This is a genomic window from Methylomonas stagni (assembly GCF_050154735.1).
In the GTDB taxonomy this organism is placed as follows: Bacteria; Pseudomonadota; Gammaproteobacteria; order Methylococcales; family Methylomonadaceae; genus Methylomonas; species Methylomonas koyamae_A.
Genome location: NZ_CP189557.1, coordinates 2,989,957 through 3,015,199, shown reverse-complemented (window position 1 = coordinate 3,015,199; position 25,243 = coordinate 2,989,957). Strand labels below are relative to the sequence as shown.

General features: G+C 56.4%; 19 protein-coding genes and 1 pseudogene. 12 read left to right on the top strand and 8 right to left on the bottom strand.

Going from position 1 to position 25,243, the window contains the following annotated elements:
- Positions 1-11 precede the first annotated feature (11 nt).
- Positions 12-1,322, top strand: coding sequence for a 30S ribosomal protein S12 methylthiotransferase RimO (gene rimO, locus ACP4CD_RS13915; RefSeq protein ID WP_426991360.1), 1,311 nt, complete (start codon positions 12-14; stop codon positions 1,320-1,322).
- A 112-nt stretch (positions 1,323-1,434) separates the two neighbouring features.
- Here rimO and ACP4CD_RS13910 read toward each other — a convergent pair whose 3' ends face one another.
- The 6 genes from ACP4CD_RS13910 to ACP4CD_RS13885 form a co-directional block, all read right to left on the bottom strand.
- The gene (locus tag ACP4CD_RS13910) at positions 1,435-1,644 is read right to left on the bottom strand and encodes a cold-shock protein (RefSeq protein ID WP_054760518.1); all 210 of its coding nucleotides are present in this window, start codon (positions 1,642-1,644) and stop codon (positions 1,435-1,437) included.
- Between the two features lie 334 nt (positions 1,645-1,978).
- On the bottom strand, positions 1,979-3,268 hold the full coding sequence (nhaD, locus tag ACP4CD_RS13905; protein ID WP_409521103.1) for a sodium:proton antiporter NhaD: 1,290 nt from the start codon (positions 3,266-3,268) through the stop codon (positions 1,979-1,981).
- Between the two features lie 269 nt (positions 3,269-3,537).
- Complete coding sequence (locus tag ACP4CD_RS13900) at positions 3,538-7,218, bottom strand: pyridine nucleotide-disulfide oxidoreductase (protein ID WP_426991359.1); 3,681 nt, start codon at positions 7,216-7,218, stop codon at positions 3,538-3,540.
- 110 nt (positions 7,219-7,328) lie between these two features.
- Positions 7,329-8,255 (bottom strand): protein translocase subunit SecF, encoded by a 927-nt coding sequence (secF, locus tag ACP4CD_RS13895; protein WP_064031587.1) that lies wholly within the window; start codon positions 8,253-8,255, stop codon positions 7,329-7,331.
- 85 nt (positions 8,256-8,340) lie between these two features.
- On the bottom strand, positions 8,341-9,798 hold the full coding sequence (locus tag ACP4CD_RS13890) for a TrkH family potassium uptake protein (protein WP_064031632.1): 1,458 nt from the start codon (positions 9,796-9,798) through the stop codon (positions 8,341-8,343).
- Positions 9,799-10,000: 202 nt separating this feature from the next.
- Positions 10,001-12,940: an EAL domain-containing protein gene (locus ACP4CD_RS13885; protein WP_426991358.1), complete on the bottom strand. Its 2,940-nt coding sequence runs from the start codon at positions 12,938-12,940 to the stop codon at positions 10,001-10,003.
- Between the two features lie 237 nt (positions 12,941-13,177).
- Between ACP4CD_RS13885 and ACP4CD_RS13880 the strand changes: the two genes are divergently transcribed.
- Positions 13,178-13,702, top strand: a complete 525-nt coding sequence (locus ACP4CD_RS13880; RefSeq protein ID WP_071155866.1) for a phosphatase PAP2 family protein — start codon at positions 13,178-13,180, stop codon at positions 13,700-13,702.
- Complete coding sequence (locus tag ACP4CD_RS13875) at positions 13,699-14,739, top strand: MJ1255/VC2487 family glycosyltransferase (RefSeq protein WP_064031584.1); 1,041 nt, start codon at positions 13,699-13,701, stop codon at positions 14,737-14,739. The genes ACP4CD_RS13880 and ACP4CD_RS13875 overlap by 4 nt, the downstream gene beginning before the upstream one ends.
- A gap of 12 nt (positions 14,740-14,751) precedes the next feature.
- On the opposite strand, the gene ACP4CD_RS13870 is transcribed toward ACP4CD_RS13875, so the two are convergent.
- On the bottom strand, positions 14,752-15,768 hold the full coding sequence (locus tag ACP4CD_RS13870) for an efflux RND transporter periplasmic adaptor subunit (RefSeq protein ID WP_426991356.1): 1,017 nt from the start codon (positions 15,766-15,768) through the stop codon (positions 14,752-14,754).
- Between the two features lie 159 nt (positions 15,769-15,927).
- Here ACP4CD_RS13870 and gcvH point away from each other — a divergent pair, with 159 nt between their 5' ends.
- The 5 genes from gcvH (at position 15,928) to ACP4CD_RS13845 (ending at position 18,933) form a co-directional block, all read left to right on the top strand.
- Entirely contained in the window at positions 15,928-16,311 is a 384-nt protein-coding gene (gene gcvH, locus ACP4CD_RS13865; protein WP_064031582.1) for a glycine cleavage system protein GcvH, read from the top strand.
- Positions 16,312-16,319: 8 nt separating this feature from the next.
- Positions 16,320-16,679, top strand: coding sequence for a diacylglycerol kinase (locus ACP4CD_RS13860; protein ID WP_426991355.1), 360 nt, complete (start codon positions 16,320-16,322; stop codon positions 16,677-16,679).
- Positions 16,680-16,779: 100 nt separating this feature from the next.
- Entirely contained in the window at positions 16,780-17,712 is a 933-nt protein-coding gene (locus ACP4CD_RS13855; RefSeq protein ID WP_426991353.1) for a carbohydrate kinase family protein, read from the top strand.
- Positions 17,709-18,512 (top strand): nucleoside triphosphate pyrophosphohydrolase, encoded by an 804-nt coding sequence (gene mazG, locus ACP4CD_RS13850; protein WP_426991351.1) that lies wholly within the window; start codon positions 17,709-17,711, stop codon positions 18,510-18,512. Before ACP4CD_RS13855 ends, mazG begins: the two co-directional genes overlap by 4 nt.
- A 49-nt stretch (positions 18,513-18,561) precedes the next feature.
- On the top strand, positions 18,562-18,933 hold the full coding sequence (locus ACP4CD_RS13845; protein WP_426991349.1) for a hypothetical protein: 372 nt from the start codon (positions 18,562-18,564) through the stop codon (positions 18,931-18,933).
- A 15-nt stretch (positions 18,934-18,948) separates the two neighbouring features.
- On the opposite strand, the gene ACP4CD_RS13840 is transcribed toward ACP4CD_RS13845, so the two are convergent.
- Positions 18,949-19,755, bottom strand: coding sequence for a UDP-2,3-diacylglucosamine diphosphatase (locus ACP4CD_RS13840; protein ID WP_064031578.1), 807 nt, complete (start codon positions 19,753-19,755; stop codon positions 18,949-18,951).
- A gap of 219 nt (positions 19,756-19,974) precedes the next feature.
- Between ACP4CD_RS13840 and ACP4CD_RS13835 the strand changes: the two genes are divergently transcribed.
- From ACP4CD_RS13835 to ACP4CD_RS13820, 4 genes and pseudogenes are all read left to right on the top strand, one after another.
- Complete coding sequence (locus tag ACP4CD_RS13835) at positions 19,975-22,341, top strand: phosphoketolase family protein (RefSeq protein ID WP_426991347.1); 2,367 nt, start codon at positions 19,975-19,977, stop codon at positions 22,339-22,341.
- Positions 22,342-22,680: 339 nt separating this feature from the next.
- Positions 22,681-23,328, top strand: a complete 648-nt coding sequence (locus ACP4CD_RS13830; protein WP_426991345.1) for a hypothetical protein — start codon at positions 22,681-22,683, stop codon at positions 23,326-23,328.
- A gap of 501 nt (positions 23,329-23,829) precedes the next feature.
- Positions 23,830-24,360: pseudogene (locus tag ACP4CD_RS13825) on the top strand (REP-associated tyrosine transposase).
- A 179-nt stretch (positions 24,361-24,539) separates the two neighbouring features.
- Positions 24,540-25,079, top strand: a complete 540-nt coding sequence (locus ACP4CD_RS13820; protein ID WP_426991343.1) for a DUF1697 domain-containing protein — start codon at positions 24,540-24,542, stop codon at positions 25,077-25,079.
- Positions 25,080-25,243: the final 164 nt, after the last annotated feature.

Here is a 25,243-nt window from a genome sequence, read left to right as displayed (position 1 = left end):
GAGAATGTCGAATGAGTAACCCCCGCGTTGGATTTATCAGTCTGGGCTGCCCGAAAGCCCTGGTCGATAGCGAGCAGATCTTGACCCGCTTGCGTAGCGAAGGCTACCAAGTATCGCCGAATTACAAGGATTCCGATCTGGTGATCGTCAATACCTGCGGCTTTATAGACGCGGCGGTCGAGGAGTCGCTGGACAGCATAGGCGAAGCGCTGGCCGAAAACGGCAAGGTCATCGTTACCGGTTGTCTGGGTGCGCGGCAGGACGAGATTTTGGCGCGGCATCCGCAAGTGCTGAAAATCACCGGCGCTCACGCGACCGACGAAGTGGTCGAAGCTGTGCACGAGTATCTGCCGCCGGCGCACAATCCGTTCATGGACTTGGTGCCGCCGCAAGGGATCAAATTGACGCCCAAGCATTACGCCTACTTGAAAATTTCCGAAGGGTGCAATCACCGTTGTACGTTCTGCATTATTCCGTCGATGCGCGGCGACTTGGTCAGCCGGCCGTTGGACGAGGTGATGGTGGAGGCGGAAACGCTGGCTGCCGCCGGTGTTAAGGAGCTGCTGGTCGTGTCGCAAGACACCAGTGCTTATGGTTTAGACTTGAAATATCAAAGCCGCGATTGGCGGGGGCGAGCTTACCAAACCCGATTCCAAGACTTGGCGGCGGCGTTGGGCGAACTGGATATTTGGGTCCGAATGCATTACGTCTACCCCTATCCGCACGTCGACGACGTGGTGCCGTTGATGGCGGACGGTAAAATTTTGCCGTATGTGGATATTCCGTTTCAGCATGCCAGCAGCAGGATCTTGAAATTGATGAAACGCCCGGCCGCCGCTGAAAACAATCTGGAACGCATCCGCGCTTGGCGGAAAATTTGTCCGGATTTGACGATACGCAGTACTTTCATCGTCGGTTTTCCCGGCGAGACAGAGCAGGAATTCGCAGAGCTACTGCAATTCTTGAGCGAAGCGCAAATGGACAGAGTGGGTTGTTTCGCCTATTCGCCGGTCAAGGGCGCGGCGGCGAACGCGTTGCCGGACGCGGTGCCGGAAGAAGTCAAACAGGAGCGATTGGCACGATTTATGGAGCATCAGGCCGCGATCAGCGCCGAACGTTTAAAGCAACGGATAGGCCGTCGTGAGGTGGTGTTGATCGACGAGGTCGTCGAAGAAGGCGCCGTGGCTCGCACTAAAAGCGATGCCCCGGAAATCGACGGTCAAGTGTTCATCGATGGTGCAAACCATCTGCGGGTCGGCGAATTCGTTGAGGTCGAAATCGAGGAAGCCGACGACTACGATTTGTGGGGTGCCTTACTCTAACGACGGAACGAGCCATCTCTCCGCGCCAGACGGTGCGGTTGGATGGATCGTGTTACAAGCAAATCGGCCGCAAATGAAAAAGCCGCTGGTCAGGCGGCTTTTTCGGGGCGATTTATAACGGAGTGACGTTTTCCGCTTGCGGGCCTTTTTGGCCGTTGGTCACTTCCATCGTGACTTTTTGGCCTTCTTTCAGGGTTCTGCGGCCGGAACCGTTGATAGCGCTAAAATGGACGAATACGTCTTTGCCGCCTTCTTGCTCAATGAAGCCGAAACCTTTCTCGTCGTTAAACCATTTAACTTTGCCTTCTACTTGAACTGACATAAATCTCTCTTGCTAAAAAGTGCTTTCGCTGTTTGGAACTAGGGTTGGTGAATAAAGCGGGTAAGCGGAAAACAAAGTTTGTTGATCCTATTGCGAGCTTGAAAAGCGACAACGATACCGAGCTAAATCGGCTTCATTATACATGGCTATTCCAAGCGTTCCACAAAAATAGCAGGATTTTGCGTGTTAATGGATTATGACGATTAAACAAAGAAATGAATATTCGTCAATCGGTTTGATGTACAGGGTGTCTTTTCTTATTAAGTAATTGAAATTTTTAGAAAACTGGGTGTTGGTCGCGTGTTGCCGAATTGGCCGCTCGGTTTACGGTAGGTTAAAAATAGTGGCTGTTTAATAAAAAATGCGCGGCGATACTGCCGGCGTAACCGAGCAGGATGACCGGCATCCACTTTAAATGGGCGCTAAAGGTGTAGACTCCCTTGACCTGTCCCATCAGGCCAACGCCGGCCGCCGAGCCGATTGCCAGCAGACTGCCGCCGACGCCGGCCGTCAACGTGACCAACAGCCATTGGCCTTGGGAAATCTCCGGATGCATCGTCAGCACCGCGAACATGATCGTGCCGTTATCGATGAAGGCCGACAAGATGCCGACGACGATATTGGCGATCGTCGGGTCCATGCCGACATACAGCACGTCGGAAGCCATCGTTAAATAACCGATGAAACTTAGTCCGCCGACGCTGACCATCACGCCGTAAAAAAACAAGAGGGTATCCCATTCCAAATTGGCGACGTTTTTGAACACGTCGAAGCGTTGATTTTGATTGGCCAACGGCAGTTCGACGTTGAATAATTTGTAAACGTGGGCAAAATCGCTGACTTTTTGTTTGTCTTCGGTTTTTTGCAGGTAGTAGCCTAAAAACTTCAGATAAGTCAGTCCGGCCAGCATGCCGGCGGCCGGCGGCAGATCCAGGAAGTTTTCGAAACTGACCGCGGTAATGATCGTCAACAAGAACAACACCATCATCGTCAAAGCTCCTCGTTTCATTTTCGGAGCTTTTCCGACGGCGGCCGGGTGTTCGTTGGGTATCCAAAAATGCATCACGGCGGCTGGCAGCGCGAAATTGACCACGGCCGGAATGAACAGCGAATAGAAATCCACGAAGGGCACAACGCCGCTTTGCCAAACCAGTAATGTGGTGATATCGCCGAACGGACTGAACGAACCGCCGGCGTTGGTGGCAACAACAACATTGATGCAGGCCATCGTCATAAAGCGTTTATTATGCTTGCCCATTGCGACGATGACCGCGCCCATTAGCAGCGCGGTGGTCAGGTTGTTACACACCGACGACATAAAGAATGACATCACGCCGGTTATCCAGAACAACTTGCGATAACTGAAGCCCTTGCTGAGCAACCAGACACGTAGGTTGTCGAATACGCCGCGGCTTTCCATCGCATTCAGATAGGCCATCGACACCATGATAAACAAGAACAGTTCGGCGTAACTTTCCAGGCACGCACGAAAGGCGCGGCCGGCTTGTTCGCCCATCCCGCCTTGCACGTAAATCGAAGCAATGAAGGCCCAGATCAGGCTTGCGGCCAGCACCATCGGTTTGGACTTGTTCAGCTCGGTGATTTCCTCGGTCATCGCCAGCATGTACGCAAGCGCGAATATTGCGATCGACAGATAGCCGACCCAATGCCGAGTCAGGTTGAGGGCGACTTGGTTGGCATCGGCGTCAGCCCAGGCCAGTAGCGGTAGGAAAATTAACGAAATGGCAAGCAGGGTGCGCTGCAACACGTGTGAACTCCAATTTCAAAGGCTGTCGGCGAGGTGTCCGGCGCGGAATACTAAGGTTCGCGGCGCCTCGCGAGCGGTTCCGCCACCCGGTTCGGCGGGTGGCGGTGGGCCGAGCTGGATTGGCTCTAGCCGCGTTCGCTTTCCAACAAATAGGTTAGCCACAAGGACGACAATTTCTCCTGCACCGTATTTTGCCGCAATCGCGCATTCAGGTTGGGAAAGTCGACATAATCCAGCGCTTGATCCTGGTTGTAGCAGGAATACATAAAGCTTTCCTCGCCGGTTTCCGGATCGACGTGTTTGCACATACATTGTGCGCAAACGCCTTTCATCATGCATTGCATCGGCGAATTGATCGAGCCGACGGCTTCGTGGCCTTCTTTCAGGTAAGGCTTCAATGCGCCGAAGCGGGCCGCCTTAACCGCCGCCATCATCCGGTCGGAACCGATCACGATCAAATGCTCGACATCCTGCAGTTTCAACGCGGTGTCGCCCAGTTGGCCCTCGGCATAGGCGATCATCGCCTCGACGATGTTACCGACGAAGGTCTTGTCCTGCGGACGGGTGACCGGAATCGCCTCGTTACCGGGCAATTTGTCCACCGCCCAGACGATGACGTCGGATGCTTCCTCGATTTCCGCTACCTTGAACAAGTCGACGCGGTTGCGGTAGCCGGCAAAATACAAGACTTTGTTGCCGGCGGCGCGCATCGCCTTGCCGATCGAGAACAATACCGCGTTGCCCAAGCCGCCGCCCAATAACAATACGGTTTTGCCGGTCGGGATTTCGGTCGGTGCGCCGGTGACGCCCATCAATACCAACGGATCACCTGCTTTCCAGGTCGCACATAGGCGGCTGGAGCTGCCCATTTCCAATGCAATCAAGGATACCAGGCCTTGGTCTTTGTCAACCCAGGCACCGGTCAGAGCCAAACCTTCGGCTGCCAGCGCGGTGCCTTCGACGACGGGCGCCAAGGACTCGTAGTTCTGTACTCGGTAGAATTGACCCGGCTCAAAGTTTTTCGCCGCCGCCGGGGCCTTGATCACGACTTCGATGATGGTCGGGGTCAGGCGGTTGACTTCGACGACATGGGCCAGGAACAATTCGTCCAGCTTGTCCTGCATGGCCCGCCAGGCCGCGTCGCGCTCGGCTTGTTTTCCGGCATCCAGCTTGGCGATTTCGTTTTCGAACAGTTTGACCATATACGGATAACCGTCCTTGGCGCTGGCCATCGCTTTGACGACGTTGCCGGCATAAACCGGATGGTTGTCGCCGTAGAAGCTAATATAGCGACCTTCGCTTTGGTACGAGGTAAACGGTGAGGGCTTGCCGACCTTGACTTGTGCCTCGTCGGCCATCGGTACCAGTTCGGCCTTGCCTGGCAGCCAGTCGGGTTCGTGGCGTTTGTAGAACTTGCCTTCCATCGCGAAGGTGCGGGGATGCTCGGATTGGTAAATGGTGTTCGGCGCGGTACCGGCGGCGATAAACAGGCCGCGCAACGCGACTTCCTGTTCACCGACGGTGCGCCAACGGCCTTCCTGCAATTCCAGTTTCTCGAAGCGCACCGCTTTTAGGTGGCCGTAGTCGTCGTTGATGGCTTCCAGCGGACTCATGCCTTCGGCCAGATAAATGCCTTCCGACAAGGCTTCGTGGATTTCTTCGTGGTTTTGGCGATAGGCCGGCGAATCCTTGATGCCTTTACGATAGAACATGGTCACGCCGCCCCATTGTTTCAGGAAGGGCAGGAAGTTCGGCGTTTCGCCGGCCGCCGCCGCGCGGGCGCGTTCGGCTTCGATCACCCGGCCGTGGGCCAGGAATTCTTCCAGGATTTCCAGTTCTTCCTTGTCATAACGGCCGCGTACTTCGGCCTCGCCGTATTTGGCGACCAATTTGTCGTAACGTTTGGTAATTTTGCTGACTTGCAACGGATAGTAAGCCAGCAATTCGGTGGCGGTATCGATAGCGGTCAAACCGCCGCCGATCACGCCTGCCGGCATTCTGACTTGCAGGTTGGCCAGTGACGATTCCTTGGCCGCGCCGGTCAATTGCAAGCCCATCAAGAAGTCCGAGGCCTTGCGAATGCCGCGGGTCATGTTGTTTTTCAGATCGATGACAGTCGGTTTGCCGGCGCCGCTGGCGATGGCGATGTGGTCGAAACCCAGATCCCAGGCCTCGTCGATGGTGATTGTGCCGCCGAAACGCACGCCGCCGTAACATTTGAAGGCGTTGCGGCGCAGCAGGGTCAGGTAAATCACTTTCAAAAAATTCTTGTCCCAACGCACGGTGATGCCGTACTCGGCGACGCCGCCGAAGCCGAGCATGACCCGTTTATCCAGGTCTTCGTAAAGCGCTTGGAAATCGATGATCGGTAACGGCGGATTGTCCCGGTCGCCGGTCAAATGCAAGGGCAGCGGTTCGATTTTCAACGCGTCGATGCCGACCACGCCGAAGCCTTCGTTGAGCAAATAATGCGATAGCGTGTAACCGGCGGGCCCCATGCCGGCCACCAAGACGTTTTTGCCGTTGTAGGGCAGGGCGACCGGGCGCTTGACGTTGAGCGGGTTCCAGCGGGTCAACAGGCTGTAAATCTCGAAACCCCACGGCATGAACAGCACGTCGGTCAGGACGTTGGTTTCGATTTGCGGAATGTTGACGGCCTCGGTTTTTTGGTAAATGCAGCCGCGCATGCAGTCGTTGCAAATCCGGTGGCCGGTGCCTGGGCACATCGGGTTGTCGATGATGATCATCGCCAGCGCGCCGATGTTGTCGCCTTGACGCTTGACCAAGTGCATTTCGGAAATTTTTTCCTCCAGCGGGCAACCGGTCATCAACGAACCCAGGTGGTTGGCCTTGAAGGTGTTGTCTTTTTTGTTCTTGATGCCTTTCGAGCACGAATCATTGTCGCGATCGTGGCAGTAAATGCAGTGATCGATTTCGTACAGTGCCTGGCGTTGTTTGAAGCGCTTGTCGGTCAATGCAAAACCATCGCGGCGGCGGTGATGGTGTTCGTCGCAGGCCCAGACTTCGTAGCCGTCTTGCGAGACGCTGGCGTGCGCCACCAAGTTGTCCAGATCGGTTTTTTCGGCGATCTTGAAGCTCAGCCACTTTTCGACGACGGCTTGCAGTTCCGGCACTTGTTTGGCGGCGAAGCTCCAGCGGCGGACGATGTCGAGCAGCGCGGCGGCGAAGGCGGCCGGGCCGTCGCTGATGGCGGCCTTGCTCAATATCGGTGAATCGGTGACTTGTTGCTTCAATGCGGCAATATCCGCATCGCTGAGATCGGCATTTTGGGTTAAACGCCAAAAGTCCGCGCCGAGCTGGCTAACAGCTAGTTCCGGATCGGTTGCATACAGTTCGGATCTGCCGGTTGCCGCCAGCAGGGCATCCAACTGCGCGCCGAGTTCGGCGATGTCCCAGCCCTCGATAGTCTGGCCTTTGAACAGTTTGGCCAAATTGCCAACGATTTGCGTGCGGTAAGTGAACACGCTGTCGAACTCGCCGCGAATCTTGTCGATTTGTTGCTCGCGCACATCGCCGACGTTGAACAGTTTCGCGACGAAGGTGCCAACTAGCGGCGCCATTTTGACCAGAAGTTCCGAGATGTCCTCGGGCTTCATGCCCGCTCCGCCGCAGGCGCGGTAAGCCGCGATTTCCTTGAACAAGTTAGGATCGTGTTGCTCGACCGACAGGTCGAACACCGTCATCAGGTCGTTCAGTCGCCGACTGTCGTACAGGTCTCGATAGTCGAAACCGGGGATGCCTAAAGTGAGTTGAGTCAGGTCGCGGGTGTTTAACTGTTTGGTCATCAAGTGTTTCCGTGATAGTTCGCTTGAAGTGGAAAATCGTAGTCTGGCATCGCGGCCGTCGTCACGGCCGCGATATGGAGCGCGCCGTGGCGTTCCTTGAGTGGAATGTTTTACGGCAGTTGATCGACGGTTTCATCTTTTTCGGGCGGCATCAGGTCTTCCCGGGTCAAGCCCAGGCTTAACGCCAAGGAGCTGGCGATATAAATCGACGAATAAGTACCTTTGATGACGCCGATCAACATTGCGATCGCGAAGCCGTGTATGGTTTTGCCGCCGAGGAATGCCAAGGCCAACAGGGTCAGGAATACCGTCAGCGAGGTCAGAATGGTCCGGCTCAAGGTGTCGTTCAGGGCGCGGTTGGTGATGTCGGCGATCGGTTCGCGGCGGCTGGTGCGGACGGTTTCGCGAATTCGGTCGTAGACGACGATGGTGTCGTTGATCGAGTAACCGATCAGCGCCAGGATCGCCGATAGCACGGTCATGTCGAATTCCCAGCCGAACACCGAGAAGAAGCCCATCGTGATGATGGTGTCGTGGAACAGCGCGGCGATCGCGCCGACCGACAGCTTCCATTCGAAGCGTATGCTGACGTAGACCATGACGCCGACGAAGGCGAAGAACAGCGCCAAACCGCCGTCGTTGATCAATTCGTCGCCGACTTGCGGGCCGACGAACTCGACGCGGCGCAGCTCGCCGGCTTGGGCTTGACTGCTGTTGGCGACGGACAGGACTTTCTCGCTGAGTTCCTTTTGGCTGATGTTTTCGATCGGCTTTAGGCGGATCAAAATATCTTGCGAGCTGCCGAAATTTTGTAGGTTGGCGTCGGCGAAGCCTTGTTGTTCCAGGGTCGAGCGCATTTTGTCGATGTCGACCGATTGGTTGTAATGCATCTCGTAAACGCTGCCGCCGGTAAAGTCGATGCCCAAGTCCAGGCCCTTGACGAAAAACGAAATCAGCGAGATCAGGAACAGGGTGCCGGAGAAGAAATAAGCCAGCTTGCGCTTGCTGAGGAAGTCGATATGGCGTTCGGCGGTCATGACTAGGGTTTCCGATAATTGAAGTGGTGGCGGGGCCAATGCCGGACGGCGACGGCGCCCACGGGCGATAAGGCTGGGAATTGTACTATTTTCTCCAGAAAGTGGGAGTAAAAAGCACGATCAGCGTGATAATTTCCAAACGTCCGAGCAGCATTGCCGCCGAGCAAATCCAGGTTTGAAAATCGCCGAGGCTCTGATAGTTGGTAGCCGGGCCGACTTGGTTTAGTCCGGGGCCGGCATTGTTGATGCACGCCAGAATCGCGCTTAACGCAGAGATCGCGTCCAGCCCGGAAAAAATCAGCGAAAAGGTCAGCACCACCACCGAGATAAAGTACATAAAGATAAAGGCCAGAACCGCGAAAATGATCTTATTGGGTATCGGCATGTCGCCGATCCGGATCGGGTTGATGGCCCTCGGATGGAGAATGCTGAACATCTCCCGGCTGGCCTGCTTCCAAAGCAGCAGTGTGCGAAACATCTTGATGCCCCCGCCGGTCGAGCCGGTGCAGCAGGTAATACAACTCAAATACAGCATCCACCAGGGGACGAACGGCGGCCATTTGTCGTAATCGACACTGGCGAACCCGCAGTCGGTCGCGATCGAGACCAAGTTGAACGCCACGTGTCGCAAGCTTTCGAGAAAAGTGGAATACACACCGTTATCCCAAATGTACCAACTGCACAGCCAGATGCTAAACGCGACCAAGGCCAACATAGGCAACACTTCGGCATCCTGCTTGTAGGGCATTAGGCTTCCGAGGTGTACGGCCTGGTAATGCAGCGCGAAGTTCATTGCCGAAATCAGCATGAACACGATCAAAACCAGTTCGATGGCCGGCGAGTCGTAATAGCCGACGCTGGCGTCGTGGGTGGAGAAGCCGCCCAGGCCCATTGCCGAGAATGCATGGCATATCGCGTCGAACCAACTCATTCCGGCCATTTTAAGCGAGGCGATGCACGCCAGCGTGATGCCGGCATAGACTAGCCACAGCAGGCGGGCGGTTTCCGTGATGCGGGGCGTGATTTTGCTGTCCTTGATCGGCCCGGCGATTTCGGCTTTGTAGAGCTGCATGCCGCCGATACCTAAAAGCGGCAGAATCGCCACCGCCAATACGATGATGCCGAGGCCGCCGATCCAAACCATTTCGTGCCGCCACAGATTCAGCGACGGCGCTAGCGCGTCCAGACCGATCAATATCGTGGCGCCGGTGGTCGTAAAGCCGGAAACCGTTTCGAAGAAAGCGTCGGTAAACGACAGGCCAGGGATGCCCCACAGTAGCGGTAGCGTTGCCGCCGCCGACATCAATATCCAAAACGAGGCGACCAGTAGGTAGCCGTCGCGGGTTTTAATGTCGCCGCGAAAGCGCATCGTCAGACCGGCCAGCACGCTGCCAAGGCCGATATTCAGCGACATGCCGCGGACGAAATGATCGGCCATGCCGTCGTCGAAGTAGAGCGAGGTGGCGATGGGCAGTGCGTAAGTCAGGCCGAAGACCATCAATATCAGGCCGAGTACGAATCCTAATGTACAAAAACGTTGCATAGTGCCCCGAGGTTGCCGGAGTGGGAACGGATCGATCATGGGTTGCCGGTAGCGCAAGGTCTTGCGCGACGCCGGGCGCGACCGTAAATTGTAGCAAACCTGGCGCGCGGCTAAAAATTCAATCGCCGCGCGCTCCATCGCGCCGGAAATTGCCAACCGGAGTCCGCCGGGATTGAAATCGCGCGAAGAAACCGTAGGCGATTCATTTGGTATAGTTTGCTCGGCCGGAGTCGAGCAACCATTGCTCGAATTGGTCCGCCGGCAAGGGAACGGTATACCAATAGCCTTGCGCATAGTCGCAGCCGGCCGCGGCCAGCAAGTCGCGCTGCCGTTCGGTTTCGACGCCTTCGGCGATGACCTGCATGCCCAGCGTGTGGGCCATGGCGATCATCGCCGCGCATAACACCCGGTCGTTCTCGTTGCTGTCCAGGTTGCGGACGAAGCTGCGGTCGATTTTCAGGAAATCGATGTCGTAGCGCTTCAGGTAGGCGAGCGACGAGTAGCCGGTGCCGAAGTCGTCGATCGCCACCTGGATGCCGGCATCGCGAAACAGTTGCAGCTTTTCGGCGACGATGGGTTTGCCGCCCAAGGTCAGGCTCTCGGTGATTTCGATCGTGACGCTGTCGCCCGGCAAACCGGCGTCGAGCAGAATTTGCAGCCAGTTCTTGTAAAAGGTTTGATCGGTCTGAAACTGTACCGGCGACTTGTTGACGCTGATCTGGAAATCGGGGCGAAAGCGCTCCCGCCATTCGCCGACTTGGCGGATCGCCCGCCGGAAAACCCAGTCGCCGATATCCAGGATCAAGCCTTGTTCTTCGGCCAGCGGGATGAAAATATCCGGCCCAATTAGGCCGCGTTGCGGATGTTGCCAGCGGATCAGCGCTTCGGCCTTGTAAACCGAACCGTCGCGCAGGTCGACGATGGGTTGGTAGTAGAGTCTGAGTTCGGCGTTGGCCAGGGCTTGGCGCAGGCCGTTGACGATGCTCAGCCGATTCAGCGCGACTTCGCGCATGTCCGAGGTAAAGTAGCTATAGCGATTGCGACCCTGGTGCTTGGCATCGTACATCGCCTGATCCGCATTTTTGCGTAAGTCGTCGAGCGCCTCGGCGTCGTCCGGGTAAAACGTGATACCTATACTGGCCGAAATGTAAAAAACCTCGCCTTCCACATGAAAACTGGTCGCCAGTTTTTCCAGGATATGTTCGGCGATACGCGAAGTGGCGCTCGGCGACTCGATGTCTTCGAGAATCACGGTAAATTCGTCGCCGCCCAAGCGCGCGACCGTGTCGGTGGCGCGCACGCTGCCGCTCAGGCGCCGAGCCGCTTCCTGCAGCAATTTATCGCCGATGTCGTGGCCCAGCGTATCGTTGATTTCCTTAAAATGATCCAGGTCGATAAACATCAAGGCCAGCGGAATGCCGCTGCGCTCGGATTTTTTGACGGCTAAACTGAGGTGTTCTTGAAACATCCGGCGGTTGGGTAGGCCGGTGAGCGGATCGAAATTGGCCTGGGTCCAGATCAATTCCTCGGCGCGCTTCTTTTCGGTGATGTCGGAGAACAGAGCCACACGCCGGTGCGGCGCGCCGGATTCGTCGAAAATCGTATTGATCGTCAGCCACTCGGCAAAGATTTCGCCGTTTTTGCGCTTGTTCCAGATTTCGCCCTGCCAGGCGCCGCAAGTGTTCAAACGATGCCACATTTCCTGGTAAAAGCCGGCATCGTGGCGGCCGGAATTGAGCATGCGCGGTTTTTTGCCGACCACTTCGTCCAGCCGATAGCCGGTCAATTCGGTAAAGGCTGGATTGATGTTCAGGATCGCACCGTTGGCATCGGTGACCATCATCGCTTCGCCGCTGTTTTGATAGATCAGCGAGGCCACTCGCATTTCGTCCTCGTTGCGCTTGCGTTCGGAGATGTCGCGAATGAATGCGGCAAATTCCCGGCCTTGCGCGGTTTCGACCAAGGTAACCGACAATTCCACCGCGAAATGCCGGCCCTGCCGATCGATCGCCAGGGTTTCGACGCGCATGTTCAGGCGGTTGGCGCCGGATGCCAGAAAGGTCCTCACGCCTTCTCGATGCTGCTGCCGATAAATCGGCGGCACGATGGTTTCCAACAGTTTCCGGCCCAAGGCCTGGTCCCTCGGCCAACCGAACATCGTTTCGGCCTGATGGTTCCAGCCGCTGATGGCCCCGCTTTCATCCATCAGCACGATAGCGTCCAGTGCGTTTTCGATGATCGCATCGAGCTTGCGTTGTTTTTCCAGGACCCGGTTTTCGCTGGCCAACAGTGCCGCCTGATAGGTCAGCTCGGCGATTTTGGCTTGGTGCCGGCGCAATTCGTCCAGTTGTTCGTGAATGATCTGATTGAGCAGGTCGATGTACTGGCCTTCGGTGTGCTTGACCACGTCGTGTTCGCCGACGGTGGCCAGCATGTCGCCCCGGTCGTCGACAACGACCAGGTGACGGACGCCGCGAGTCTGCATCAGTTGAACCGCGTCGATGACCAGATGCTCGGGAGACACGCTGAGCACCGGACTGCTCATCGCGTCGCCGACCAGCATATCGGCGGCTTGGCGGCGATAAAGGCGGACCATGTCGCGCTCGGTGATGATCCCGACCGGCTTGACGCCGTCGACGACGATCGCGCAGCTGGCGCGGCAGGCATGCATGCGGACGGCCGCGTCGCCGACGGTCGCGGTGCGGCGTAGCGACAGCACGTTGGTGTCCATGATGCTGGCGATCGTGCGCAGCCCGACGAATTCCTCGATCCCGCTATGCCGGCGAAAATCGGTTTCGGTGACGATGCCGTTGAGCCGGCCTTGGTCGTCGACGACCGCCAGATGGCGTATTCCGTGCTGTATCAATAAATGAACCGCGTCACGAAAATCGGTCTCGGCTGGTGCGGTAATCAGCGGAGCCGCCATGAAATCGCCGACCGGCAGCGCCAGATCGGTGCCGTTGCCGAGCAGTTTGACCATATCCCGTTCGGTGACGATACCGAGCGGCATTTGCTGTTCGCCGATGACCAACGAGCTAATGCGGCGGCGCGCCATCATATCGGCGCAATCCGCCAGCGGTGTCGCGGGCGCGACTTGCACGACCTCCCTGGTCATCAAATCGGCAATGGTTTTTCGACTCATCCTAATCTCGTGGTGCCCTATGCGGTGTCAGGCCCGGCCGAGCCTTCCGCTATTTTAGCCCTTTCGCGCAGGATCGGGTTGTCACACAACCTTAAACAAACCTTCATTCCACTGTCACACGGCCAATTTAAGCTAGTCCCATCGCGTTAAGGACCAAATAACAAAAGGAAAAACGGTTTTCCAACGCCGTGCGGCCGTCGCGGTCGACACGCGCGGCAAAGTTGAGGGGGAAGGGCCATGAAGCTGATTTATTCGATACACAAATACGACGTTTCGTTATTTACCTGGCTGAACGGCGTCGGTGCGCACGCCAATTTGGTAGGTGTATGTCGATCGATTTCCAAGACCGGCGACGGCGTGCCGTATGTGATGCTGGCGATTTGGTTGTACTGGGACCAGGGCGGTCACGACCGGCTGCTACAAGCGCTGTTGCTGGCATTTTTGTTGGAGCGTCCGATTTATTGGTTGCTCAAAAACGGTTTCAAACGCAACCGGCCGCAGCAGGCGCTGCGCGATTTTCGCAGCACGATCAAGCCGTCCGACCAGTTTAGTTTCCCGTCCGGCCATACCTCGGCCGCTTTCATGGTGGCGACTCTGCTGGGCAATTTCCTGCCGACGCTGATGCCGTTGTTGTATCTGTGGGCGGCGTCGGTGGGGTTTTCGCGGGTAGTGTTGGGCGTGCATTTTCCGACCGATACGCTGATGGGGGCTCTGCTGGGCGTTGCCATCGCGATTTTTAGCTTAAATCAAACCTTATTATGAAAATATTTTACGGGGTGCAGGGGACCGGCAACGGTCATATCACCCGCGCCAGAGTGATGGCCAGGGAGCTTAACGCGGCCGGTTTCGATGTGACGTTTCAATTCAGCGGCCGGCCGGCCGACAAGTATTTCGACATGGAAGTGTTCAACGGCTACCAGCTCAAGGATGGCTTGACCTTCAATACTCACAAGGGCCAGGTCAGTTACGTTAAGACCGCGTTGCAAGCCAAGCCTATCCGCTTTGTCAAGGACATCGGCAGCCTGGACTTGAGCGGCTACGATTTGATCATCAGCGATTTCGAACCGGTGACGGCTTGGGCCGCCAAACGCCAGCGCAAGCCGGTGTTGGGTATCGGTCATCAATATGCGTTCGGCCATGATATTCCGCGGGCCGGCGGCGACCCCATCGCCGAGCGGGTCATGAAGTATTTCGCGCCCGCCGACATTGGTATCGGCCTGCATTGGCATCATTTCGGCCAGCCTATATTGCCGCCCATCATTGAAACCCCGGCGTTTCCGCAAAGCGTGCAGGCGAACAAGATTCTGGTGTATTTGCCGTTCGAGGACATCGGCGAAGTGATGACGCTGCTGAGTCCTTTCGAAAATTACCAGTTTCATGTCTACGCGCCGGAGCCGATCGCCAGCCCCTACTCGCATATTCAGTGCAAACCGCTGTCTCGACAAGGCTTTCAAACCGATTTGTACGACAGTGCCGGCATCATCAGCAACGCCGGCTTCGAGCTGGCCAGCGAATCCCTGCAATTGGGTAAGAAGATACTGGTCAAGCCCTTGCACGCCCAGATGGAACAGATCTCCAACGCCGCCGCGTTGAAACAACTGGGTTACGGGCACACGATGTACAACCTGGACGCGGCGGTGATCGACGAGTGGTTGCGGCATCCGCATGCGGTGCATGTGACTTATCCTAACGTTGCCAAAGTCATCGTCGATTGGCTCAAGGACGGCATGCCGGCAATGGACGCCGACTTCACCGAACGGGTCTGGGAAAAAGTGGACGTGCTACAGGTCAGCTATTGACTGATCCCGTCTTCAATCATCGCCTTCGCCGCTGGCGGTGCCTTTCAATTGCTGAGACAGCAACGTCTGCGCGCCGGTCGTGACGACTTCCTCGCCGGCTTGCAGGCCGGCCGTCACGAAATAGTCAAGACCGTCCGCCGCGTAGTCCAGCAACGGCCGCGCGCTGAAACGGTCGTCGGCCGATTTGACGAACACCGTGGCTTGCCCCAAATGCCAGACCAGCGCGGAGGCCGGAATCCGCACGCCGGTCTGGCCGGTTTCGGCGCCGGGCAGCCAGGCCGTTAGCGGCGCGCCGTAGGGCAGGCGGCAGGCCCGACACAACATAAAGTAGCGGCGGCCCTGGCTGACCGGATCGACTTGCGGCGCCGGGGCGATGGCTTCGGCGCTCAGTTCGGTCTGGCGTTGGGCGTCGGCCTGAATTCGGGCCTTGCCGACGGCAAGATCGACGGGTGCGTCGGCCGGTAAGGTGATTTGCAATAGCTGGGCTTGGCCGGTCAGTAGCTGTTCGGCTTGCGGATGATTCGGGCGGGTGAACCAGTCGGTTAATGTTGCCCCCCAGGTCAGCCGGCTGGCGGCGGCGATCGCTTGTTGTTGGTAGCCGCTACTTGCCAGGCCGGATTTGTCGGCCTGCCACAGCGCTTGTTGTTCCTGGAGGCGGCGGGTGGAAACAATGTCTTGCCGGTGCAGGTCGCGGGTCCGGGCCAAGTTATGGGCCGATTCGTCGAATTTGGCCCGAGCGCTGTCCTGTTGGACTTGCGCGGCCAAATATTGCTGGCGGATTGCCAACAGCGGCTCCGGGTTCAGCACGCTGCCGTAAGCCGAAAATTCGGAACGGCGCCGGCTGCTTTCCAGGCGACGGGTGACGATGCCGGCCAAACGTTGGCCGGACCGAGTCAGCGTCAGCGCCTCGGTGGTGGCGCCTGCGGCCGGGACCTGGCCGGGCTCGGCATCGTCCGGGTCGGTAGCCGCGGCGGCGCTGGCCGCGACCGAGGCGGCCAGCAGACAGGCCGGAATACGGAGATTGCGCATGATGTGATCGAATGAATGTCTGGGAAACCGGCCGATTCGACGCCGGCGGATCGTCGAAATTATAAGGGTGCGCGCCAATGGCGCCCTGAATTTTTTGTTGTGTAAAAAAATTAGCCCGTTATGCTGTTGGGCTACCGTTAGGCTTTACAGGATATCGTCATGAGTGAAACGCCAGAAAACTTGAAATACGCGGCCACCCACGAGTGGGCCAAGCTGGAGGATGCCAACCTGGTTCGGGTCGGGATTACCGATTTCGCCCAGTCCGAACTGGGCGACATCGTGTTCATCGGCTTGCCGGAAGTCGGCAGGACCGTCAAGCAAGGCGAGCAATGCGCCGTGGTCGAGTCGGTAAAAACCGCGTCCGATCTGTACAGCCCGGTCGGCGGTAGCGTCGTCGCGGTCAACGACAGCGTGGCCGACGCGCCGGAGCAGGTCAACGACGCGCCGTACGCCACTTGGCTATTCTGCGTGCAGGCCGCCGATCCCGGCGAATTGGACGGCTTGCTGGACGCCGCCGCGTATACTGCTCAAATCGAGGCTTAGGAAACGGCATGGCCAATCAAAACGCAAAAGGATTGAAGCGCTTGGTGAATGCCTGCTTCTTCTCGATCGCCGGCTTCAAGGCCACTTGGCAACATGAAGAAGCTTTTCGCCAGGAGGTCGCGTTGTTTCTGGTGACCACGCCGCTGGCGATCTGGTTGGGGCATACCCCGATCGAAAAAGCCTTGCTGATCGGCAGTGTGGTGTTGGTGCTGTTAGTGGAGCTGTTGAACTCGGCGGTCGAGGCCGTCGTCGATAGAGTCGGTTTCGAGCATCACGAATTGTCCGGCCGGGCCAAGGACATCGGCTCGGCGGCGGTGATGCTGTCGCTGATTTGGGCCGCCGCGACCTGGGCTCTGATCTTGTTGTAACGGCCGGACCGGTTCGGCCGGTCTGCTATCTTTGCCTTGTACCGGGCGCCAACATCCGGTACCTTAGCGCCCGCCGAAAAACGTTATTTCAAGGACAACAATGAGCGCACTTATCTGTGGATCGATGGCCTACGACACCATCATGGTGTTCCACGACAAATTCAAAAATCACATCCTGCCCGAGAAATTGCACATATTGAACGTGTCGTTTCTGGTACCGGCGCTGCGCCGCGAATACGGCGGTTGCGCCGGCAATATCGCCTATAACCTGAAACTGTTGAACGAGGAACCGCTGATCATGGCCACGGTCGGCCACGATTTCGAACCCTACGCCCATTGGCTGAGCCAATGCGGCATTTCCAGCCGTTACATCAAGGTGCTTGACGACCATTACACCGGTCAGGCTTACATCACCACCGACGTGGAAGACAATCAAATCACCGCCTTCCACCCCGGCGCGATGAATTTCTCCCATCTGAACAGCGTGCCGTTGGCGTCCGAGATCAGCGTCGGTATCGTTTCGCCGGACGGCAAGCAAGGCATGCTGGAGCACGCCGAACAATTCGCCGAACTGGGAATTCCGTTTATCTTCGATCCCGGCCAGGGCATGCCGATGTTCGACGGCGACGAATTGTTGAAGCTGATGGATCTGGCCAATTACGCCACGTTTAACGATTACGAGTCGGAATTGATGCAACAGCGCACCGGCTTGAGTCTGGAACAACTGGCCGAGCGGGTCGACGCGTTGATCGTGACCTTGGGCGGCCAAGGGTCGAAAATTTATACGCGCGGCGAGTGCATCGACATTCCGTCGGCCCAACCCAAGCAACTGGCGGACCCGACCGGTTGCGGCGACGCATTCAGGGCCGGCTTGTTGTACGGTCTGATGAACGACTACGATTGGGACGTGACCGGCCGGATCGCGTCGTTGCTGGGCGCGATCAAAATCGAGCACAACGGCACTCAAAACCACACCTTCACACTGGCGGAATTCAAGGCCCGTTACGAACAAACCTTCGGATCGGCGTTTTGAGTTTAGCCAAAACCCAAGCCCTGCTGGCTTTGATGGCCCGGCTGCGCGATCCGGACACCGGTTGCGCCTGGGACGTCAAGCAGGACTTCCGCAGCCTGATTCCCTATACGATAGAAGAAGCCTACGAAGTCGCCGACGCGATCGAGCGCGACGACTTCGACGATCTGCGCGGCGAACTCGGCGACTTGCTGCTGCAAGTGGTGTTTCATTCCCGAATCGCCGAAGAACGCGGCTTGTTCGATTTCGAGCAAGTCGCCGGCGCGATCGGCGACAAGCTGGTGCGCCGCCATCCTCACGTGTTCGCCGACGCCAAATTCGATAGCGACGAACAACGCCAGCAAGCCTGGGAAGCCGCCAAGGCCGAGGAACGTCAACAAAAGCGGCCGGCCGACGCCGATGACAGCGTGTTGGCCGGCGTTGCCCAAAGTCTGCCGGCCCTGGTGCAATGCGAGAAAATCCAAAACCGCGCCGCCAGTCACGGCTTCGACTGGCCGGCCGTGGAACCGGTATTCGACAAGGTTCGCGAAGAATTGCAAGAAGTCCACGAAGCCTGGCAATCCGGCGATCAAGCCCACATCCACGAGGAAGTCGGTGATTTGCTGCTGGTAGCCGTCAATTTGGCCCGCCATCTGAAAGTCAATCCGGAAATCGCGTTGCGCGAAGCCACTCGTAAATTCACCCGCCGCTTCAATTTCATCGAACGCGAGGTCAAGGCCAGCGGCCGGCAATTGTTGGATTGCGAGCTGGCCGAACTGGACGCGTTGTGGAACGAAGCCAAGCGTCGCTTGCAAAGCCAATGAGTCGCTTGGCCGGTCCGATCAGGGGGCGTGTCTCGCTGGGGTGTTATCGTTGGGCACTCTGGCGGCCGGGACGGTCCGCGCGGAAGTGCTGGGCACGATTTCCGAGGACTCGGCCCCGCCAACGGTGCCGGCCGAGAGCAGCGGCCGCGACGATCGGCGAATTGTTTACCGGGTCATTTGTACGCCGGAAGACCACGATTTACCCGATTGCGATCAATCCACCGTCGATGGCGGCGTTGTCCCGTCTTCGGCCAATGCGGTTGCGGTACCCGATTTACCGGCCGATGCCGAGGACGACGCCAAACTGGAGAGCGCGGCCGCCGAACCGGCGGCCGCCCATGCCCGAAAATCCGGCAAGTCTAAAAAAGCCGGAAAAAAGACCGCGGCCAAATCCAGCACCGGCAAGAAACGGCATCGCTAGCCGCCGAATCGGGTTTCAGGCCGCCTGGGCGTAACCGCCGGTGGCGGTTTGCGGCTCCGGCGCGGCATCCAGCAGGCGTTGGCTGTCTTCCAGCCAATGTACGATGCTCAACTGGCCGGCGGCATTCTCGACCAGGGCGGTACAACTTTCCACCCAGTCGCCGCAGTTGGCGTAAGTCTTGCCGAACTCCATATCGCTGATGTCGGCGTGGTGGATGTGGCCGCAGATGATGCCGTCCACCTTGCGCTTTTGGGCTTCCAGACTCAGGATGTGCTGGTAGTTGTCCATGAACGCCACGATATTCTTGACCTTATGCTTCAAATACGCCGACAGCGACCAGTATTTGTAACCCAAACGGGCGCGGATCGCGTTGAACCAGCGGTTGATGTACAGCAGCACTTCGTAAGCCTCGCCGCCGATGTAGGCCAAGCTCTTATTGTGGCAGACGATGCTGTCGAACTCGTCGCCGTGCAACACCAGAAAGCGCCGGCCGTCCTGGGTCTTATGGACCGCGTTTAGTTGAATGTCGATGCCGTTGAAATGCATGCCGGCGTGTTTGCGGAACATTTCGTCGTGGTTGCCGGGAATGTAGACCACGCGGGTGCCGGCCTTGGCTTTTTTGATGATGCGTTGCACGATGTCGTTATGTAGCGCCGGCCAGTAAAAGCCGCTACGAAATTTCCAGCAATCAATGATGTCGCCGACCAGATACAGGTAGTCGGACTCGCTGTTGTCCAGAAAGTCCCGCAAGTACTCGGCCTTGCACCCCTTGGTGCCGAGATGGGTATCGGAAATCCAGATCGAACGATAGTGCAATTTCATGGCACGCTCACCATAGCAGTTTGACATGAGTTCAGCATAAATCTGTTATGTGACAGCTCGGTAAAGCTTGCGTGACATTTCGGTTAAAGCTGCTTGGGCCGCCACTTTCGGCGTTGTCGGCTATGCTTGTGGCGTGGCGTCCAGCTTGATCGCTCCGTCGATCGGCATGGTTGTCGTTATCCGAATCGCCATCGTTTCAGCCGAACCTACGGAGTAGTCATGAGTACCGAAATCAACCTGTCCGACACCGAACTGCGCCAGATCGACGCCTACTGGCGCGCGTGCAATTACTTGGCCGCCGGGATGATTTACCTGCGCGACAATCCCTTGCTGCGCGAGCCGTTAAAACCCGAGCACATCAAGCGCCGCCTGCTTGGCCATTGGGGTTCCAGTCCCGGTTTGAGTTTTGCCTACGTGCATCTGAACCGCTTGATTAACAAGTACGACCAAAGCGTGCTGTTCATTGCCGGCCCCGGCCACGGCGCGCCGGGCGTGTTGGCGCCGGTTTACTTGGAAGGCACCTATAGTGAGATTTATCCGAACAAGGGCGAAGACGAAGAAGGCATGCGCCAGTTTTTCAAGGAATTCTCGTTTCCGGGCGGTATCGGCAGCCATTGCACGCCGGAAACGCCGGGTTCCATCCACGAAGGCGGCGAGCTGGGTTACAGCATTTCCCACGCCTTCGGCGCGGCTTACGACAATCCGGATCTGCTAGTCGCGGCCGTGGTCGGCGACGGCGAGGCCGAGACCGCCGCGTTGGCGACCTCCTGGCATTCCAACAAATTCCTGAATCCGGCCCGCGACGGCGCCGTGCTACCCATCCTGCATCTGAACGGCTACAAGATCAACAACCCGACCTTGCTGTCGCGCATCTCGCATCAAGAGCTGGAAGACCTGTTCAAAGGCTACGGCTGGACCCCGTATTTCGTCGAGGGCGACGATCCGCTGACAATGCATCGGAAAATGGCCGAGACCCTGGAAACCTGCCTGCTGGAAATTCGCAAGATACAACAGGCCGCCCGCGCCGGCGGTGACGTGGTAAGGCCGCGCTGGCCGATGATCGTGTTGCGCTCGCCCAAAGGTTGGACCGGCCCCAAGTTTGTCGACAATCGCAAGGTCGAAGGCTTCTGGCGCGCTCACCAAGTGCCGATGGCCGAAGTCAGGGAAAAGCCGGCGCATTTGGCGCAATTGGACGAGTGGCTGAGGAGCTACCGGCCGGAAGAATTGTTCGACGCTAACGGCAGTTTAATTCCGGAATTGAAAGCACTGGCGCCGAAGGGGTCGCGACGGATGAGCGCGACGCCGCACGCCAATGGCGGCGTATTGCGCCGAGCATTGCGGATGCCGGATTTTCGCGACTACGCGGCGGCCTTGCCCGGCCCCGGCAAATCGGTCGCCGAGAACACCCGGCCGCTCGGCCTGTTCCTGCGCGACATTATGGCGGAGAACATGCGCAACTTCCGGGTATTCGGCCCGGATGAAAATTCGTCCAACAAACTGGATGCGATCTACGGTGCCAGCAAAAAAACCTGGCTGGCCGACTATTTGCCGGAAGACGCCGACGGCGGCGAATTGGCGACCGACGGCCGGGTCATGGAAATGCTGTCCGAGCACACGCTGGAAGGCTGGCTGGAGGGCTATCTGCTGACCGGCCGCCATGGTTTTTTCTCGACCTACGAGGCCTTCGTTCACGTCATCGACTCGATGTTCAACCAGCACGCCAAATGGCTGGCGATGATGAAGGCCGTGTCTTGGCGGGCGCCGGTGTCGTCGTTGAATCTGCTGATTACCTCGACGGTCTGGCGCCAGGACCATAACGGTTTCACCCACCAGGACCCCGGTTTCCTGGACGTGGTCGTCAACAAAAGCCCGGAAATCACCCGAATCTACCTCCCGCCCGACGTCAACTGCCTGTTGTCGGTCGCCAACCATTGTTTGCAAAGCACCAATTACATCAACGTCATCGTCTGCGACAAGCAAAAACACCTGCAATATCTGGACATGGACGCCGCGATCAAGCATTGCACCAAGGGTATCGGCATTTGGGAATGGGCCAGCAACGACAACGGCAGCGAGCCGGACGCGGTGCTGGCCAGCGCCGGCGACATTCCGACCAAGGAAGCGCTGGCGGCGGTGGTCCTGCTACGCGAGCATTTCCCGGACTTGAAAATCCGCTTCGTCAACGTCGTCGATCTCTACAAGCTGACCCCGGCCGCCGAGCACCCGCATGGCTTGAGCGACAAGGACTTCGACAGCCTGTTTACCGTCGACAAGCCGGTTATCTTCAATTTCCACGGCTATCCGTGGCTGATTCACCGCCTGACCTACCGCCGCACCAACCACAAAAATCTGCACGTGCGCGGCTACAAGGAAAAAGGCAGCATCAACACTCCGCTGGAATTGGCGATCCAAAATGAAATCGACCGTTTCAGCCTAGCCATCGACGTGATCGACCGGATACCCGCGCTCCGAGTCGCCGGCGCCCACGTCAAGGAAAAACTCCGCGACCGCCAGATCGAATGCCGCAACTACGCCTACGAAAACGGCGTGGACTTGCCGGAAGCGGACAACTGGCTGTGGCCGTGATCGTTTGCTAAACCCGTCGGCAGCCAGCCATTCCGGCGCGAGCCGGAATGGCTGGGACATCGCCTCGGGCGCGGCGGAAACCTAAGTGTTGTCGCCTGGCGCTTGGCTTGATTCAATGTCGGCGCCTTAATTGCCATTGCAGGTCGTAAAATGATTTACGGAAGGAGACACTCAATGTTTAACAACGGGTTGTCGCGCGGGTGAATCGTGGTGTGGTGGTTACGGAAACTATTTAATTGCTTGTTAGGCTGTGAACGAGATAGCGTAGATTGGAACGAAGAACTAGCTTCAACATTTTAGAACGGTGGGTGTATTCGAAAGACAATGACAAGCGTAATTATGCAAAAATACAAAAGTGAAATAGAAGAAATGTCAATATGGGCTAAAAAATTGACAAATTGGGATAAGCTTCGCGCTATACAAAATAGCAAAATAATTAGTTCAACATATGTATGGCTATTTGTTGTTCCGCTTGCGGCAAAGTTCTTATCGAAAATAAATGACTCCATAAAGATAACTATCGATGGCAATGTGTACGAATTTATTTTAACGCTACCATTCTCGTGGGAATCATTCTTTTACTCATCATTATGCTTTGTTCTTGGAAATATAATTTATATAGTTCTGGCTCCAGAGTTAATAAAAGATTTTAAAGATTATGGTGAATACACCGGATCAAGAAGAAATATAAATCATCTATCCAGGTACATGACAGAAAAATACAAACGCCATTTAGCGAAAATTCGTCAGAAAGAATCAGAAGATTCTAGAGAGTACGAAGAATTAAGACGGATTTCCGGAATTACTACAGGCGATAAGAGTCAAAAAATGCCAAGGACTGAAGAAGATCAATTCTGGGCATTATATGATTATTTGAATACCGAATATCATTGTTTTAGATACATCTGTTCCACTCTTTATGTAATTGGCTTTGTATTATTCTCATGGGTAATTATAAAAAATATTTTTTGGGTATTAGCCGCGTAGGGTGGGCACGGTGTTTGTGCCCACGCGGATTGAAAGCAAATTTATTTTGTGTTTCGCTAATTCGAAGCTGATTTTAATGTCGGGTTTCGGCCCGACGGCCGAGTTTCTTTCTTTTGTTTGGCCAAAAGAAAGAAACCAAAGAAAAGGCCACCCCATGCCGCTTGGCTTACTCGGCACATCCTTGTGCCTCGCCCTTCGGGTGCTATCGCATGCAAATCGGCTATCCTGCCGATTTGTCCTGCGCGCCTGCGAGTTTGAGCGGGGTTTTCGGAAGGGCTGTCCTAGCCCTCCGAAAACGCGCGGCATTCCTGCCGCGCCCCTGCCGGGCAAATCCCGCTCAAACCCTTCGGTGCTCGGCGCGGCATCAGGGGAGAAAACCTGTCGTGGTCGCAACGTTGTTCAATCAATACGCGCAGCCGGGCGAGTCTCGTAACTCGATAAGATGCGCTAAATAGGATGTGCCGACGCAAGGAGGCGCATCGTTCGAGTATCAAACACACCATGACCGAATATCGTCGTTTTTACATACCGAAAGCCATGTGGTTTTTTACCGTCAATCTTGCCGAACGCAAAAATAATCATTTATTGACTGACAAGATTGATGAATTACGCGATGCCTTTCGATATGTAAAACAACGCAAACCTCTTCATGTTGATGCCATCGTCATCATGCCGGATCATTTGCATTGTATTTGGACATTGCCGCCCGACGACGGTAATTTCTCTGTCAGATGGAATATATTGAAAGGGCGATTTTCCAGGACAATCGACCCCGGTGAAAGAATCTCAAAAAGCCGTCAAAAACGACGAGAGCGTTGAATCTGGCAACGCCGATTTTTGGCTCATTTAATCGAAGACCAAGACGATTACAACCGTCATGTCGATTATATCCATTGGAATCCGGTAAAACATGGGTGGGTCAATAAAGTTTGTGATTGGCCTTATTCGAGTTTCCATCATTATGTTGAGCAAGGTATTTATACGAAAAACTGGGGAAATAATGAAAAATCAGATATTAACGGCATTGAGTAACTCTACCGATGCGCCTCCTTGCGTCGGCACATCCTATCGGCGCACCTTATCGAGTTGGAGAACCGTAGTATGTGATTGCGTTCCTCCGATTACGCTGCGCTAATCGGAGCTTGTACTGTGGCGAGCGCCTCTTATGTCGAATGTTCGGTCGCTTAGAGATTTACTCTGGTACTGCCAATATGAATACTTACGTCGCCTTTTTTCGTGGCATTAATGTCGGTGGCAACCGTTCGCTACCGATGAAGGAACTTGTTGCCGCCTTGGAACAGATCGGGGCTCGGAAGGTTCGGACATATATTCAAAGCGGCAACGCGGTATTTGAGAGTACTGAAAAAAACCTGGCTCATCTTTCCAAGCAACTTTCCGCCGAGATCAATATGCGCCGTGGTTTCGAGCCGCATATTCACATTCTTACTCTCGAAGCACTCTCCAAAGCCATCGCGGAGAATCCATTTCCCGAGGCGGTGATTGCCCCGAGTAGCTTACACCTCGGTTTTCTCTCCGCATCGCCAAAAAATCCAAACCTGGAGAAGCTTGCCGCCCTAAGAACGAATAGCGAACGTTTTCTGTTAACCGAGCACGTGTTTTACCTTCATGCGCCGGAGGGGATTGGTAGGTCGAGGCTCGCTGCTAACTCAGAGAAACTTTTGGGTATCTCAATGACGGATCGCAACTGGAAAACGGTTTGTAAAGTCATGGAAATGGCAAGTTCGGGATAGCAGCTCCCTAAGCTCGCAATGCACCGGAACCGCGCAAAAAGCCGCGCAGTTCATGGTTCGTTACCATGTTGGTTAAAGCCCGGCGGCCGGGTTTTCGTAAAGCCGAAGGCTAGGGGAACGGTAAGGGCGTTGTCGTGACAGGAATTACCAAGCCCCCGCGAAAG

Excerpts from the sequence above, each read along its gene's own strand:
- rimO (WP_426991360.1), top strand. The coding sequence starts at position 12 with ATGAGTAACCCCCGCGTTGGATTTATCAGTCTGGGCTGCCCGAAAGCC.
- ACP4CD_RS13910 (WP_054760518.1), bottom strand. The coding sequence starts at position 1,644 with ATGTCAGTTCAAGTAGAAGGCAAAGTTAAATGGTTTAACGACGAGAAA.
- nhaD (WP_409521103.1), bottom strand. The coding sequence starts at position 3,268 with ATGCTGGCGATGACCGAGGAAATCACCGAGCTGAACAAGTCCAAACCG.
- ACP4CD_RS13900 (WP_426991359.1), bottom strand. The coding sequence starts at position 7,218 with ATGACCAAACAGTTAAACACCCGCGACCTGACTCAACTCACTTTAGGC.
- secF (WP_064031587.1), bottom strand. The coding sequence starts at position 8,255 with ATGACCGCCGAACGCCATATCGACTTCCTCAGCAAGCGCAAGCTGGCT.
- ACP4CD_RS13890 (WP_064031632.1), bottom strand. The coding sequence starts at position 9,798 with ATGCAACGTTTTTGTACATTAGGATTCGTACTCGGCCTGATATTGATG.
- ACP4CD_RS13885 (WP_426991358.1), bottom strand. The coding sequence starts at position 12,940 with ATGAGTCGAAAAACCATTGCCGATTTGATGACCAGGGAGGTCGTGCAA.
- ACP4CD_RS13880 (WP_071155866.1), top strand. The coding sequence starts at position 13,178 with ATGAAGCTGATTTATTCGATACACAAATACGACGTTTCGTTATTTACC.
- ACP4CD_RS13875 (WP_064031584.1), top strand. The coding sequence starts at position 13,699 with ATGAAAATATTTTACGGGGTGCAGGGGACCGGCAACGGTCATATCACC.
- ACP4CD_RS13870 (WP_426991356.1), bottom strand. The coding sequence starts at position 15,768 with ATGCGCAATCTCCGTATTCCGGCCTGTCTGCTGGCCGCCTCGGTCGCG.
- gcvH (WP_064031582.1), top strand. The coding sequence starts at position 15,928 with ATGAGTGAAACGCCAGAAAACTTGAAATACGCGGCCACCCACGAGTGG.
- ACP4CD_RS13860 (WP_426991355.1), top strand. The coding sequence starts at position 16,320 with ATGGCCAATCAAAACGCAAAAGGATTGAAGCGCTTGGTGAATGCCTGC.
- ACP4CD_RS13855 (WP_426991353.1), top strand. The coding sequence starts at position 16,780 with ATGAGCGCACTTATCTGTGGATCGATGGCCTACGACACCATCATGGTG.
- ACP4CD_RS13840 (WP_064031578.1), bottom strand. The coding sequence starts at position 19,755 with ATGAAATTGCACTATCGTTCGATCTGGATTTCCGATACCCATCTCGGC.
- ACP4CD_RS13835 (WP_426991347.1), top strand. The coding sequence starts at position 19,975 with ATGAGTACCGAAATCAACCTGTCCGACACCGAACTGCGCCAGATCGAC.
- ACP4CD_RS13830 (WP_426991345.1), top strand. The coding sequence starts at position 22,681 with ATGCAAAAATACAAAAGTGAAATAGAAGAAATGTCAATATGGGCTAAA.
- ACP4CD_RS13820 (WP_426991343.1), top strand. The coding sequence starts at position 24,540 with ATGAATACTTACGTCGCCTTTTTTCGTGGCATTAATGTCGGTGGCAAC.